The organism is Wolbachia endosymbiont of Ostrinia scapulalis (assembly GCF_023559145.1).
Taxonomy (GTDB): domain Bacteria; phylum Pseudomonadota; class Alphaproteobacteria; order Rickettsiales; family Anaplasmataceae; genus Wolbachia.
On record NZ_CP096926.1, the window covers coordinates 895,698 to 909,982 of the forward strand.

13 protein-coding genes and 2 pseudogenes are annotated in these 14,285 nt (G+C 33.3%); 7 read left to right on the forward strand and 8 right to left on the reverse strand.

Translation table 11 applies throughout. The annotated features are described in order from the left end of the window. From nuoL to ccmE, 6 genes are read left to right on the forward strand one after another with little or no spacing between them, the layout of a single operon-like run. Positions 1-1,848 carry an NADH-quinone oxidoreductase subunit L gene (gene nuoL, locus M1L26_RS04390; RefSeq protein WP_211907598.1) on the forward strand — a complete coding sequence of 616 codons (1,848 nt, stop codon included), beginning with the start codon at positions 1-3 and terminating at the stop codon, positions 1,846-1,848. A 3-nt stretch (positions 1,849-1,851) separates the two neighbouring features. Then, complete coding sequence (locus M1L26_RS04395) at positions 1,852-3,294, forward strand: complex I subunit 4 family protein (RefSeq protein ID WP_250120015.1); 1,443 nt, start codon at positions 1,852-1,854, stop codon at positions 3,292-3,294. After that, on the forward strand, positions 3,291-4,676 hold the full coding sequence (locus M1L26_RS04400) for an NADH-quinone oxidoreductase subunit N (protein ID WP_211907600.1): 1,386 nt from the start codon (positions 3,291-3,293) through the stop codon (positions 4,674-4,676). Before M1L26_RS04395 ends, M1L26_RS04400 begins: the two co-directional genes overlap by 4 nt. 4 nt (positions 4,677-4,680) lie before the next feature. Then, entirely contained in the window at positions 4,681-5,517 is an 837-nt protein-coding gene (locus M1L26_RS04405; RefSeq protein WP_211907601.1) for a biotin--[acetyl-CoA-carboxylase] ligase, read from the forward strand. Continuing rightward, complete coding sequence (locus M1L26_RS06590; protein WP_444875946.1) at positions 5,514-5,651, forward strand: CcmD-like small membrane protein; 138 nt, start codon at positions 5,514-5,516, stop codon at positions 5,649-5,651. The genes M1L26_RS04405 and M1L26_RS06590 overlap by 4 nt, the downstream gene beginning before the upstream one ends. Next, positions 5,635-6,027, forward strand: coding sequence for a cytochrome c maturation protein CcmE (ccmE, locus tag M1L26_RS04410; RefSeq protein ID WP_250120016.1), 393 nt, complete (start codon positions 5,635-5,637; stop codon positions 6,025-6,027). Before M1L26_RS06590 ends, ccmE begins: the two co-directional genes overlap by 17 nt. Before the next feature lie 139 nt (positions 6,028-6,166). Here ccmE and M1L26_RS04415 read toward each other — a convergent pair whose 3' ends face one another. The 3 genes from M1L26_RS04415 to M1L26_RS04420 form a co-directional block, all read right to left on the reverse strand. Beyond that, positions 6,167-7,147 carry an IS481 family transposase gene (locus M1L26_RS04415; protein ID WP_250119961.1) on the reverse strand — a complete coding sequence of 327 codons (981 nt, stop codon included), beginning with the start codon at positions 7,145-7,147 and terminating at the stop codon, positions 6,167-6,169. An 81-nt stretch (positions 7,148-7,228) separates the two neighbouring features. Next, positions 7,229-7,360 (reverse strand): hypothetical protein, encoded by a 132-nt coding sequence (locus tag M1L26_RS06440; protein WP_256465899.1) that lies wholly within the window; start codon positions 7,358-7,360, stop codon positions 7,229-7,231. A 102-nt stretch (positions 7,361-7,462) separates the two neighbouring features. After that, complete coding sequence (locus tag M1L26_RS04420; RefSeq protein ID WP_250120017.1) at positions 7,463-7,927, reverse strand: crossover junction endodeoxyribonuclease RuvC; 465 nt, start codon at positions 7,925-7,927, stop codon at positions 7,463-7,465. Positions 7,928-8,059: 132 nt separating this feature from the next. Between M1L26_RS04420 and M1L26_RS04425 the strand changes: the two genes are divergently transcribed. Next, positions 8,060-8,509, forward strand: a complete 450-nt coding sequence (locus tag M1L26_RS04425) for a hypothetical protein (protein WP_211908246.1) — start codon at positions 8,060-8,062, stop codon at positions 8,507-8,509. 962 nt (positions 8,510-9,471) lie between these two features. Here the strand turns inward: M1L26_RS04425 and M1L26_RS04430 are convergent. From M1L26_RS04430 to wmk, 5 genes and pseudogenes are all read right to left on the reverse strand, one after another. Then, positions 9,472-11,142: a hypothetical protein gene (locus M1L26_RS04430; protein WP_250120018.1), complete on the reverse strand. Its 1,671-nt coding sequence runs from the start codon at positions 11,140-11,142 to the stop codon at positions 9,472-9,474. A 150-nt stretch (positions 11,143-11,292) separates the two neighbouring features. Further along, a pseudogene (locus tag M1L26_RS04435) lies at positions 11,293-11,934 on the reverse strand (P-loop NTPase family protein); the annotation flags it as partial. After that, positions 11,885-12,337 (reverse strand): annotated as a pseudogene (locus M1L26_RS04440) (hypothetical protein); the annotation flags it as partial. The pseudogenes M1L26_RS04440 and M1L26_RS04435, both read right to left, overlap by 50 nt. Before the next feature lie 106 nt (positions 12,338-12,443). Next, positions 12,444-13,100: a JAB domain-containing protein gene (locus M1L26_RS04445; protein ID WP_250120019.1), complete on the reverse strand. Its 657-nt coding sequence runs from the start codon at positions 13,098-13,100 to the stop codon at positions 12,444-12,446. A 170-nt stretch (positions 13,101-13,270) separates the two neighbouring features. Further along, a complete protein-coding gene (wmk, locus tag M1L26_RS04450) occupies positions 13,271-14,188 on the reverse strand; it encodes a WO male-killing family protein Wmk (protein WP_250120020.1) in 918 nt (305 codons plus the stop codon). Positions 14,189-14,285: the final 97 nt, after the last annotated feature.

Here is a 14,285-nt window from a genome sequence, read left to right on the forward strand (position 1 = left end):
ATGATGGATATACTGAAATTAATAGTATTTTTGCCACTCTTTGGTTCGCTATTTGCAGCACTTTTTAGAAAAAGTCAGTTAGTTACAACGGCAGGGATTGGAATATCTGCAGTTTTATCTTGGTATGTTTTTCTCACCTTCTCTGAAAATTATCACTTGAGTTTATTTCCTCTATTTTCATTAAGTGTATTAAAAGTAAATTGGGCAATTAGTGTGGATGCTCTCTCATCCTTAATGCTTATTGTCATTACCACCGTTTCACTAGTAGTCCACCTCTATTCTATCGGTTATATGGAGCATGAAAAAGGGAAGTCGAGGTTTTTTTCTTACCTATCGCTATTTACGTTTTGCATGATTGTGCTGGTTGTAAGCGATAATTTCGTGCAGCTTTTTTTTGGCTGGGAAGGGGTTGGCCTGTGTTCTTATTTACTCATAGGATTTTGGTTCCAAAAATATTCTGCAAATAATGCAGCAATTAAAGCATTTGTTGTGAATAGGGTAGGAGACTTTGCACTATTGATTGGAATCTTTCTTATTTATTATACATTTCACTCTTTGAATTTTACTGAAGTTTTTGATACAACTGATCTTCTTGGCACGCAGAACATTAGAGCATTCTGCTGTAAATTCAAAGTAACTCATATAATATGCATATTACTTTTTATTGGCTGTATGGGTAAATCTGCACAGCTTGGTTTACATGTTTGGTTGCCAGATGCAATGGAAGGGCCAACCCCTGTTTCTGCACTCATTCACGCAGCAACGATGGTAACAGCAGGTATATTTTTAGTAGCAAAATGTTCTCCATTATTTGAGCTATCAAATGTGGCACGAGAATTAATAGTTATTGTTGGGGCACTTACTGCTTTCTTTGCAGCTACGGTTGCGATTACTCAGAACGATATAAAAAAAATAATTGCTTATTCAACCTGCAGTCAACTTGGTTATATGTTCATGGCATGTGGGCTTTCTGCTTACAATGTTGCTATTTTTCATTTAATGACACACGCTTTTTTTAAAGCTCTACTATTTCTTGGTGCTGGCAATGTGATTCATGCAATGCATCATGAGCAAAACATTCAGAAAATGGGAAATTGCTGGAAGAAAATCCCTTGCACTTATACTCTCATGTGGATTGGATCTCTTGGGCTTTCTGGAATATTTCCATTTGCAGGTTTTTACTCAAAGGATTTGATAATTGAACATGCTTATAGCACGGATAGCTTTGCTTTTGTAATAAGCTTAGTTGTTGCATTCTTCACAGCGTTTTACTCTTGGAGGTTATTGCTTCTTGTGTTCCACAGCCAAAAACAAAGTAAAATTAATATACATGAGGCACCAAAGATTATGCTTATACCATTACTGATACTCGCTTTTGGATCAGTATTTTCTGGAATATGGGGAGCAAATATTTTGAACATAACTAGTAATGCGTTTTGGAAATCAAGTTTAGTGATGATTGATGAGCATAGAGTTCATAATTTCTTTATAAAACTACTGCCAACCTTAGCAAGCCTAAGTGGAATAGCACTTGCGTACCTAATTTACCAATATCAAGTAATTAGACAAATTAAGAGTAAATTTTTACTTAAGTTTTTGCAGAATAAATGGTACTTTGATGAGGTGTATGAGTTTGTTATAATTGCACCGATAAGGTTTATATCTAGGCTTCTATGGAAGTTTGATGTTAAGGCTATTGATTCATTTGGACCAAATGGTGTTGTAAGGTTGGTTAATGAATGTTCAAAAAGTTCTATAAAGTTACAAACTGGTTATATATTTGATTATGCATTTATTATGTTTGTTACTTTAATAATCGGTGCTTTATATATTATTGGAATTAAATAGAAGGTGTTGTTACTTAGTATATTCTTGCTTCCACTGATAGGAGCGTTGATTTTATCCTCGATCAGGATTAATCATCAATCTATACACTTAAGATTCCTTGCCCTATTTTTTGCTGTACTTCCATTTTTGCTTAGCATTGTAGCTTGTATAGAATTTGATTATAACAATACGGACTTTCAGTTTGTCAGCTATCCAGTAAGAGATATTGGAATAGGGGTGGATGGAATATCGTTGCTTTTCCTTCTGCTTACAACTTTCTTGTTTGTTATTTGTATGCTCTATAATTGCAAAATGAGTTATACGACCCTAAAAGCCTATATGGCATTATTTCTACTGCTTGAGAGTTTTGTAGTCGGTTTTTTCGTTTCACTGAATGCTATAAGCTTTTATGTGTTTTTTGAAGCTGTCTTAATACCAATGTTCTTTATTATTGGCATTTGGGGAGGGAAGCAAAGGATATATGCGACGTTTAAGTTATTTCTTTATACATTAACTGGTTCATTATTATTTCTACTTGGGTTAGTATACATCTATAGTGTTTTTGGAACGTTTAGTATACAAAAATTAGCTACATTAGTGCCAAGCCTTGATCTTGAAGTGCAGTCATTGCTATGGATTGCATTTTTTATTTCTTTTGCAATAAAAGTACCGATGTTTCCATTTCACACTTGGCTTCCTGATTCACATGTGCAATCACCAACTTCTGGGTCTGTGATTTTAGCTGGCTTGCTTATTAAAATGGGGGGATATGGATTTTTAAGGTTTTCTATTCCAATGCTTCCTCAGGCAAGTTTGTATTTTTCAAATTTCGTTGTTGTGCTGAGCATTATTGCGGTGATATATGCTTCTCTAGTTGCGTTTGCTCAAGATGATATAAAGAAGTTAATAGCTTATTCTTCAATAGCACATATGGGGATCGTTACCGCTGGCCTCTTTTCATTTTGTGAGGAAGGAGTACTGGGTAGCATATTTCAAATGATTAGTCATGGCCTTATTTCTGCTGCTTTATTTTTGTGTGTTGGAATGCTATATACTCGAACTGGAACTTTGGAGATTGCAAAGTATTTTGGCATAGTAAACACAATGCCAAAATTTGGTTTTATGTTCATTTTATTTTCAATGGCTTCAATAGGGCTACCTGGAACATCTGGATTCATAGGTGAGTTTTTGGCTATGGTTGGAATGTTTAAGAGCATAGGGTTTTTTACAGGATTTATCGCACTTGGCACTATTTTAAGCGCAGTTTATATGCTGAATTTATGTAAGCAAATAATATGGGGGGTTAGCTATTCTAAATTATTAAATAATCGCTTGGATAGCATAGAATTTTCTATCTTAATTCTGCTTGCAGTGTTTGTTATTTTGCTTGGATTCTACCCAACCCTTGCACTGAATTATTTGAAGCCATGTATGGCAAATTTGTTAATCAAATATAATGCGCTATGAATTATATACAGATATTGCCGGAAACGTTCTCTATTATCTCCTCGTTAGTGTTGCTACTGCTTGGAATTATATTTAACCGCCGAACTATCAACTTATTAGCACTTGGCTGCACAGTGGTAACTTTGATTATTTTAATTCTTTCGGCAGAAAACAATGAAATTTTTCTCTTTAATTCGTTGTTAAAACTCAATTTATACATCAGGTCAGCCCAAGGGTTAATTCTCAGCACAGGAATTTTAATACTTTTGATGCTGAATTTATCAAAATATGACTATAAATATGAATTTTCAATATTGATTCTTTTTGCGCTATTTGGCATGGTAACTTTGGTTTCAGCAAATAGTCTGATTTCTTTTTATTTAGCTTTTGAGTTGATGAGTATATCTTTGTATGTTCTTGCGAGCTTTAATAAAGATTCAGCTTATTCATGTGAAGCAGGAGTGAAATATTTTACACTTAGTGCACTATCTTCCTGCATTATGCTATATGGAATGTCGCTGCTTTATGGATATACAGGACAAGTCAATTTCTCTGAGCTCGGTTCATTCTTGCAAAACCATCAGATAACTTATGGAATAGTTTTTGGGTTAGTTTTTATCCTTATTGGTTTGTGTTTCAAGCTTGCTATTGCTCCTTTTCATATGTGGGCTCCAGATGTCTATCAAGGTGCACCTACCATAGTAACTGCGTTTTTTTCTACGGCCCCAAAAGCTACACTTGTAACATTTTTAATTCGATTGATGAATGAAGAGTTAGTAAATGTAAAAAGTTATGTTCAGCCTATTTTCTTATACGTTTCAGCATTGTCTGTGCTTATCTCAGCTTTTGGGGCCTTGCATCAGCAAAACTTAAAAAGGCTGTTTGCTTACAGTTCAATTGGTCACATTGGTTTTATATTTGCTTCACTTTCTATTTTTACACAAGCAGGAATAGGTAGTGCCTTAATGTATCTGGTGATATATATCATCACAAGCATAGGGCTATTCTCATATCTCGTACAAATTGACGATGATGATTGCAATATCGCAAACTTGTCTGGTATAGGAAAAAAGCAACCAATTTTAGCATTCCATCTTTCTATACTATTACTCTCGATGTCAGGAATACCTCCACTTGCAGGTTTTATCGCTAAATTTTTTATATTCAAAAGTTTAATAAATTCTGGCTTTATCAGCCTGTCTTTGATCCTTGTAATAGCGAGTGTGATATCATGCTACTATTATTTAAATATCATGAAAGTTATGTATTTTGATAAAGCTAGTGGTAATAAGGTTGCTTATTCTAGGGGTCTATTCATTATCACTTCAGTGGTTTCACTGATCAATCTCGTTCTTTTCTTGTATGTAGAAGATCTTGACTCACTCATTAAACTAAAGGGCTGACAAGGTGATCCTTGAAGGTTTTCGTATTTATCATTACAAAGAAGTTCCAAGTACTAATAAAGAAGCATTGGGTTTAATTGAGAAAGGGATATCTAATGAAACTATTATTATTGCCGATAAACAAGCAGAAGGCAGGGGACGCACTGGAAAAAGCTGGATTTCTCCAGAGGGTAATCTCTATGCAAGTTTGATAATTAACCAAGAAAAGAATGTCAGCAAATTGACAGAATTGACTTTTGTGACTGCTCTTGCTGTTGGAAATACTTTATTATCGTTAAATTTCTTGAATAATCAAACCCACTGCGGTGTCATTCCAGTGCGTGACACTGGAATCCATACTTTCTCTTCTGGATCCCAGTGTCAAAGCACTGGGATGACAAGAGATCAATTCATAAACGATCTCAATCTTCAACATAAATGGCCAAATGACATTCTAATCGATGGCAAGAAAATAAGCGGAATATTGCTTGAAAAAAAATCCAATTCAAATTGGCTCATTATAGGAATTGGAATTAATGTCAATCATGCGCCACTTCCAGGCACAACGTGCATTAGCAATTACGGTGAATCTGTGTCTTACATGGATCTGTTAAAAGAATTAATAATAAACTTTAATAAGCTAAGAAAGCAATGGCTATTTGATGGGTTTTATGCTATAAGAGAAATGTGGTTAAAAAAAGCATTCAAAATGAATGAGCAAATCAGTGTAAAGTTAGCTGACAAATTGTATGAAGGAATTTTTGCTGATATAGATAAAAGTGGTAAATTGGTATTGCAGCAAAAGGATGGAAGCTTAATTTATTTTGATGCAGGTGAGTTATTTATTGGCAGTGCATTATGAATACGTATGTAATTTTTGCTTACCTTATTAGTTTTACGTTGATTACCGGAGAACTGATCCTTACCATTTCTTGCTATACTAAAAGTAAAAAAATTCTAAAAAGCCTGAAAGATAATAATGAAGAAGAAACATAAGCGATTAATTATAACTTTAGGAATTTTCTGCTTTTTAAGCTGCATAGTCTTTTTTATTTTAACAACGCTCAAAGAAAATATCTCATTTTTCTATACAGTAAGTGAAGCCATAGTCTTGCCAAATAATCAAAAGCCAATCCGTGTTGGTGGAATGGTTGTTGAAAATAGCGTGATACGGAGCGAAAGCGAAGTGATTTTTCAAATGACAGATTTTAATAAGAGCATTATGGTGAAATATCAGGGAATACTTCCACCAATGTTTTCAGAAAAAAGTGGTGTTGTTGTGCAAGGTAAAATATTTGATAATAGTACCTTTCTTGCAAATACGGTGTTTGCAAAACATGATGAGAACTATATGCCGAAAGTTTTAAAATAGATTCCCTAATGCAGCTGTATTGAAACGATATGTAGAGAGAGTAACAGCCTGCTAGCAAGCTGTTACTCTCCTAACTTGTGTGATTCATAGAGGTTATTGCAACTAATTTGTCAGATCAAGTCTGAACTTGAAATACCTGTTAAGAGGTTTTGTATTTTTGAAGTGACTTTAACTCTTGGTCATGTTTGTAATTTTGCATGACAAACGTTTCTTTTGATGAAATATAATTTTTTTGTATTTCACTTAGACAAGGAATTGTTTTTTCCAGTTCTTTATATTTTTCCCAAGGAGTCTTTCCCTGAAGAGAGCTATGAGGACGTTGTTTATTATAATATTCTTCCCAATCCCTAAGCTTGACTTGCAGTTCATGATCCTTAATGTTAACGCTACTATAAAATTCATCTAAATCTGTACGCTGCGCTCTTTCTACTTTACCATTTAAATGTGGTGAAAACGGCTTAATTGGACGGAATTTTATTTTCCATTCTTTTAGACACTCTTGCACTTCGTAAGCAAAAAATTCTTGTCCTCTATCGGTTTGAATCCTTTGACAATGAAATGGAGCCCTTTCCCTTAATTGTTTTAAGAAATCCAGAGTATTTTTTGAAGTACGCCTTGAGTATAATGCGATAACTTTATAACGCGTACAATCATCTATAGCAGTATATTGATAAAGCCCCGAGGATATTTTGCAAACATCCATTTGTACACGCTCTCCTGGCACTTTGCAGTTATAACGCTTAATCTGCTTGCGATAGTGGCGTTTAATACGTAAAAGACTTACATCGTGTTTCTTCAAAACTTTGTGTATAGTAGCCAATGCAAAAGAGATATCATGTAAACGCTTCAATTCAGCTTGAATACGTCTTGCTCCTAATTTTCTAGCTTTTCTCAGATGAAGAATGAGCTGCTCATTTGACTCGTTGATTTTTTGTAAGGGTAAAGTTTTAGGCCTGCTACTAAGGTTTGACAATCCCTGTGCACCTAGCTTTTCATAACGTTTGTACCATTTTCGTAAGGTAAAGCGTGAAATGTTATAGTGTTGACACACTTTGCCTGCATGACCTAATTTTTTGTATAATTCTATCCAATTCAAACGCAACTTAACTTTGGTATCCATTTACTGATTGCCTCTTGTTGATGAATTTATTCATATTATTGTAATAAGGTATTTAAACTATCACAAGTCAAAGTTTTTATTTTATCTTACATTTTTGCTGTAATAACCTCTATGAATCACACACATTCTATTTACTACGTCATCATTTTTACGAGGATTACGATCATATTCAACTAGGTTTCGAGTAGGATAGTAGTGGATTGCTAAATTCATATCTTAATAATTAAAAAGTTAATATTCAAAATATGTCTAACACTAGAAAAGGCCTGGGGTCTGACCCACCAAACCCGCCAATATGGCCGAAAGGACCCATTTTTATGGCATTCTTGATATGTTAAAATCTTTACTAAGATTCATAACGTAAAACATTAATGCCAAAGCATCGGCCTCATTATCATCTCTAGGTGCAAAACCTTTTTCACGTATCGCTTCAATAACTTCACTCTTACTTGCATTACCTTTGCCTGTTACAAAGCGTTTTATAGTTTTAACATTAACACCTTTGTATGGCACATGATGTTCTTCACACCAAGCAGACAACACTGCAAGAAAACCGCCATAGCAATGGGCTGCATCAGTTCCTAGATGTCTTCTTACTTCCTCAAAATACACTGCAGAAATGTCCTTCAAAGAATTAAGCCAATTACGAAAATTTAAGAAGCACATTCCACCTCTACTGAAACGGCTACCATGAAAACTTTTGCTCCCACTTTCAATTACTCCATCTGTAAGAATTGCCCAGCCCGTTTGTTTGCCGAGGTCGAGTGTTAAGATTGACATTACTAGAAATTAGAGGTACGTTGTAGTGTGTACATAATATATATACACGGTAACTTCAAAATTCGTCCAAAAAATCTACTTTTTTATTGAAAATATACTATAATAAGTTTATTAAACATAATAAGTTAATAAATGTTGCTCGTTCCATCCACTGAGCTATCTCAGCCTAAGATACTACATTTGCATATTATAAATAACTCAATCTACATAAATAACATTCAAATTATCAGTAAGCATTCAGTAGCACGCCTTGGTATTATGCACGTTTTGTTAGCTCAGTTTTGGCAGGATTTCAAAAGCGGATTGCCAGCAGAAAAATATAAGTTCCTTAATATCAATCAACTAGGAGAGCACTTGGGTTTTAATTCAGAAATTCACAATTTAGAGTACAAGATTAGAAGGCCACTAAATAGAATGATTAAAGCAATAAAAGAAATTTTATCCAAAGAGCTTGGTGCAAATTGTAACGACGTTATTGAAAACATTGGCTGGCCAGGATATTCTTGCAAAGACCATGGTTATCGTCTCAATCCTTTTATACTTTCTTTAGGTGCTGCTAAGTCTACAGGACGTTTTTTGTAGCAATTTACTTGAGTTAATCTCAAAACTCTAACTTATTCATCTCTTATAATGGATTACATTCATATAGAGTTTGTATGCCTTTTATTCGCGTTTTTAGCGGTATTATAGAGGCTCTTTAGTATAAGATAGAAACAACAAACCTAAACTCATAAAATGCTTTAAAATACTGTATTTGCTTCTTTTTATTTTTGTATCTTTAATCAGTAGTTTATAGTAAGGTAGAAAAGGAAAACAAGGCCTTCAACACAAAGCATTCCGTCTCGCAGTCGCTTCTGTTCTTTGCCGTTCATCTGGTTTATTATTTTGAAAAAATATTTTACAACGAATAAAAAACGTGATAAGCTAGGCAAGGGTTTCTTTTACAAAGATAAAAGTTTAAAGCAAAAGAAATGCCTCGTAATTGAGTTTTAAGCTATCCTACACGAGCAACTTAGGTCTCAGTGATCAAATTGTACCATGAAGTCGTAAAATCCCTTTAAAACCGCACTAATTGCAATTATCTCTAAATTGTATCTTTTTCATAAAATCTAAGTAATGTTTTGCAGTGGTCTTTTTGATCTTCCTTCTTTTTGATAATTTTTATTTGTAGTTTATATATTTATTTTATTTATTATTTATTACTATTGTTATTATATATATATAATATATAAGGGTTTTAGGAATGGTAAAATCAGCCATATTAGCTCACTTTAAGTATGTAGTTACTAGGAATGCTTTTAGGAATGTAGGTCAAAAAGTCTAGGTTTTATGCAGGTTTTAGCTTCCTTGATTTCTAACTGTTTAGTGAATAACCCAGGAATCAGGAATGTAATTCAACCATTTGATGTCTTATCCCTTTTTAATTGAAATCATAGCTTATAATAGGTTGTAGTTTCTGGCTCCAAAGTTAATATTTTTGATTAAGTAGATTGAATAAAAAAATAGATTAAACTCTAAGATATTTAAAGAGCATACCAGTGTTTTTAATGTAAATGTTCATGTGGTTCCATAGATAATCTCTGTTTTTTGATTCTATCTGTCCATTTATCATTTTCTATATCTTGTTTATTGGTTGCTTGTTTTTCTTGTTCAATAATTGCCTTATCTACCTTCTTATGAATTGCATCAATTGCATTAATCGCACCTTTTTTTTCGCATATTTCTCTTTTCCCTTCAATAATTAAATTGGTAAAAATATTTACAACACACTGGACTTGATTATGATTAACCTCACCTTTTATCAAAGAAGGTAAAGATTCTAATTCCATTACATGTTGATCTATATTACTTTCTATACCTTCGCTATTCATCAACTTTATTATTTTATCATCAAACTCTTTCAATACTTCTGGTGCTATTTTACCTTGAAAGAAAAGCCCTAAATTATCTGCTACTTCACTTATTAATAACTCTCTATTTTCTTTATTATCTTCCAATTTAGCATAATCACTTAATAGATCCATAACTGCAGATACTCTGACTTCAATAATATCATCAACATCTTCACCCCCTAGAGTAACTCCTGATCCCAATAACCTCCCTCTGAGATTTTTCCTTAAAAGATTGATGAACTCTTCATTTGCATCTGATCCTGTGGTTGATATCGTACCATCTAAATGGTTACTTACTTTAATTTGAGTACCTAAGACATGCTCTATTTGTATTTTTGTCTCATATTTAAACCCTAATTCTGCACAGAATTTCTGAAAATATTCTTTAATAATGTCAAACAAGGTCTTGCCATTATCTTTATAGTTTTCCAACTCTTTAGGAATAGTAAGTGATAATTTACCATCTCTGTATGTTACAAAGTCTTCACCATCACAAGATTCAATTATAAATTCCAATGAACTGGACAGATTACATATTTTATCTCCATGCATATGATCTTTGACAGAAAGTATTGGTAGCTTCATGTTAGATCTAATTCTTACATTATTTTGGTTAGCACAATCAATGTTTATTACTTTTTTAGGATTTTCTACTATGAACGACTGTCCAAGTGCAAGTTGGGTTTGTATAAATGGAGCAGCCTCATACCCAGCTTGATTACAATTGGTGACTAGCTCTTCTAAAATAGCATCACTTGGAACTTCTGCCCCAGCGTATCTAAACATTTTTTTGAAAACTTTTTTTGCAAAGGAACGGTAATCCTTGTTTTCATCTCTCTCTATAGGTAGTAGATCGGTATACTCTTGACCAGCATTGTAAAATTCTTCAAATTCTTTCTTATATGAATCAGTTTTTTGATTATCAGCAGTTTCAGGATTTTCGCAATGATCCTTCCACAACTCGCCAAATGCATCTTGTACAAGCTCTTTCTCAATATCTTTAAGTACTGAAGCAACAAATGCTTTGCCATGATCCGTATCTATTTCTCTTGTTCCTTTTTTGTTAAATATTTCGTCATTATATATATCATCACTATTAAAAAGTTCGCTTCTGCGGTACTTAGCTCCTTCCTTAAATGCAATAATAAAATTTTTATCTATTTCTTTTCCGTTAATAATAAAATTCATCCTTTGAAAATCTAAGAACATTGTTTCACCGGAATTCGCTAATTTATTATCTTGATTTGTTCTTAATTTACTAAAATTGAATTCTTTAGCTGTAGCCTTTAATCTAACTACTGGATTCTTCTTTGCCTCTTTCATGATTAACACCTTACTATAAATATGCTGTAAGTTGTATCATATAATGATAAATAATTTGATAATATATTAAGAAAACTGATAGTATATTTTAGAATCCCTATTTATAGTATTTTAAACCTGTATGAGGGATTTGTAAATAAAGATAGAGACTTATAAGCTTTGTCTACAGCTAAAATCTTCAGCTCCAGGAGTGAATTTTCCTATACCACAAGCAAATGGTCCTGTTATAACGTCAAGCCACTTATCTTCTCTTGAACCTTTAGACATTCCTTTTACTAATTGTTTTGCCTGTAAAAGCTCCTGCACCACACGTTCTAATCTATCTCTTCCCATACTGTGAAAGATTTCAGGTAGCCTATGCCGTTGTTTATATACTCCTGTGCTTCCTGTATGAGTAAATGGATGTCCTGCAATAGCAGATCGTTTAATTGCATTGATAAGGTATATCTTAAGACTTTTATCACTAATGTCTTTAACTTTTAATTGTGCCGTTATATCTTCTAGTAGTCCTGTTTCTTGATTTCTTAGGTAAGTACGTACAGTGCGATCAGCTAACCCATTTGCTTTAACAACTGCCCCGGAAAATAAAGCATTTTGTCTTGGAGTCTCACCCATTGACCTAAAGATTTCTTGCTTAGCTGTATCTTCTATTGGCCAAAAAGCATATGAACATCTAACACCATTAACAAGGGCAGAGGTACCTCTAATTGCATCTCTTGCTTGCTCAACAGTTAGTATAGGTTTTTCTCCTTTTGGTTTTCTCATATGGTGAGCAGTAATAATTGAAGCTCCATTCTCCATCATTACATGCATTTAGCCTTGCTCCAGAAGCTAGTACTTTGTCTATAACTTTGTGCAATTCATTTACATTCTTTGCCTCTACCACTTCACTTTTTAACCAGCTCAAAGTTTCTGCACTCGGCTTTATTTTTTTCAAAGCTGAAGCAAATGGATTTTTATCTTCTTGATCACTTACAGGTTTTGTGCCATAAACATAGTCAAATCCTTTTCCATAGTTGACTTTGTTTTCGCGAACGTTTCTGCTAGGGAAAGGCATTGTATCTTCCAGTTTTATCTCCTTCTGGCTATTAATTTTACTCACAAATTTAGACTGCTCTATATCAACGCTTTCAAGAGCACCAAATATTTTCTTGTGATTAACATTAGTCTTTTTATTCTGATCTTTACTAGTCATATAAACCTCATATTAAAAATACTTTTTAAGTGTACAATAAACTTTGTTATTATACATTATATTACTCATTATAAATTAATATGAGTAGATTTGTAAATACTTTCTGCTATAACAATCCGTTTTCTCTAAAGCTAAAATAACCCCCACTTGTAATGATAATATGATCAAATAATCTAACGCTTACAGTACTACATGCTGCTGCTAAGCTCTTTGTTACTTCTTGATCTTCTTCTGAAGGTTCTAAACTTCCCCCAGGGTGGTTGTGTGACATTATTACTAATGTTGCATTCTTTATTAATGCTTTTCTTGTAATTTCCTTTATGTATACTGGTGCTTTTTCCATTTCACCAATATAGGATTCTTCTCCGGTTAGTTGGCGTCTTTTATTCAAATACAGTATTTTTACACATTCCCTTTCTAAGTGTCCTATACTTACGTTCAAATACTCTACTAGCCCTTGTAAGTCCATTATTGGCTCACTCTTGAGCTTTTCTCTCAGTACTCTTTCTAGTGTTTCCTTAACACACATAATCATTGCTACTGCAGAATCAGTTACTCCTTCTATAACTTTCAGGTCATCCATTTCTCTACCTAAAATCTTTCCTACTCCCGTATAAGTATTCACCAGATTTTTAGCAATTTCTTGAGCCTGTGGCCTTTCATGTACTGCACTTAGAAATGTTTCCATTATTTCACGATCAAGTAGTGCTTTGCCTTTGCTTTCTAATATTCTGAATTCGATTTCTTCTTTACTTTTATTCATATAATTTACCCTTCACTAACAACAAACTTTTTTTAAATATTTACTGCTGTTTTTTTATCAGCATTGGCATAGAGCCATAGCTTCCGAGTGAAGTCAAATCAATTTCTCAATCTTTTTTACTTATTTTTTCATCAAAAAGTAAAGATGTTAATAGATACTGATTTTTTTACTTAAATTTGTTGAATTTCGTCTAAAGAGATGCCTATTGTTTTTAAAATAATATTGATAGAAATTCCTTTTTTTACTAAGTCTTTTGCAATTTTGATCTTTTCTGCTCTTTTCACTTTTTCTTCGCAAATCCGTATGCCTTCAAACAAAGATTTTATTAGTGCATGACGTAGTTCTTGGCTCTCAATTTCTTTGTATTCTTTAATCAAATTCGGTAGCTCATTTTCCACTTTACTACCTTCATCTTCCTCTGTTAGTAGATCTGTAATACTAATCGATAATGTTTCTGCTATCTCATATAATTTTCCCAGTGGAGTAGCTACGCGTCCTTGTTCATAGTTGCTTATTTCGTCACGTGTTGTACTCATTTTCTCCGCTAAATCCTTTTGAGTATACTCTCTCACTAGTCTCCATTCCTTTATCTTTTTGCCTATTTGGTAGTAGATAGAACCCGTTTTTTCTTCAACACATTCATCAGCAGATAGACCAATTGTTTTTGAAACAGTATCAACAGAAACTCCTGCTTTAACCAGACCCTTTGCAATTTTTACTTTCTCTGCTTTCCTACTACTTCTTTCACTGACTTGGACAAATTTGGTTAGCAAACAAAACATCTTACGTAATTCCTGATCATTAATCTTTTTATATTCTCTTACTAGATTTAGTATTTCTTCTCCCTCATCTTCAAGACAGATTTTTTCATTTGATACAGGAATTAGGTCTACAATACCAATCGACAATATCTCTGCTATAGCATACAACTTTTCAATCGAAATTTTACGTGTTCCTTTTTCATATTGTAGTACTACTTGATACGTTACACTGACTTTCTTCGCTAAATCTTTTTGAGTATATCCTCGCTTTAACCTCCAGTTCCTTACTTTTTGTGCTATCTGATACCTTATTGAGATGTTTGCCATAAATATTATACATGTTAATACTACCAAACAAAGATATACAAAAACTTCTATGTTTGCATTTTAGTTGAATATTTCTTCACAATTGTGTATAATTATT

Coding starts and splice junctions, on each gene's coding strand:
- nuoL (WP_211907598.1), top strand. CDS start 1: ATGATGGATATACTGAAATTAATAGTATTTTTGCCACTCTTTGGTTCG.
- M1L26_RS04400 (WP_211907600.1), top strand. CDS start 3,291: ATGAATTATATACAGATATTGCCGGAAACGTTCTCTATTATCTCCTCG.
- M1L26_RS06590 (WP_444875946.1), top strand. CDS start 5,514: ATGAATACGTATGTAATTTTTGCTTACCTTATTAGTTTTACGTTGATT.
- ccmE (WP_250120016.1), top strand. CDS start 5,635: ATGAAGAAGAAACATAAGCGATTAATTATAACTTTAGGAATTTTCTGC.
- M1L26_RS04415 (WP_250119961.1), bottom strand. CDS start 7,147: ATGGATACCAAAGTTAAGTTGCGTTTGAATTGGATAGAATTATACAAA.
- M1L26_RS06440 (WP_256465899.1), bottom strand. CDS start 7,360: ATGAATTTAGCAATCCACTACTATCCTACTCGAAACCTAGTTGAATAT.
- M1L26_RS04420 (WP_250120017.1), bottom strand. CDS start 7,927: ATGTCAATCTTAACACTCGACCTCGGCAAACAAACGGGCTGGGCAATT.
- M1L26_RS04425 (WP_211908246.1), top strand. CDS start 8,060: ATGTTGCTCGTTCCATCCACTGAGCTATCTCAGCCTAAGATACTACAT.
- M1L26_RS04430 (WP_250120018.1), bottom strand. CDS start 11,142: ATGAAAGAGGCAAAGAAGAATCCAGTAGTTAGATTAAAGGCTACAGCT.
- M1L26_RS04445 (WP_250120019.1), bottom strand. CDS start 13,100: ATGAATAAAAGTAAAGAAGAAATCGAATTCAGAATATTAGAAAGCAAA.
- wmk (WP_250120020.1), bottom strand. CDS start 14,188: ATGGCAAACATCTCAATAAGGTATCAGATAGCACAAAAAGTAAGGAAC.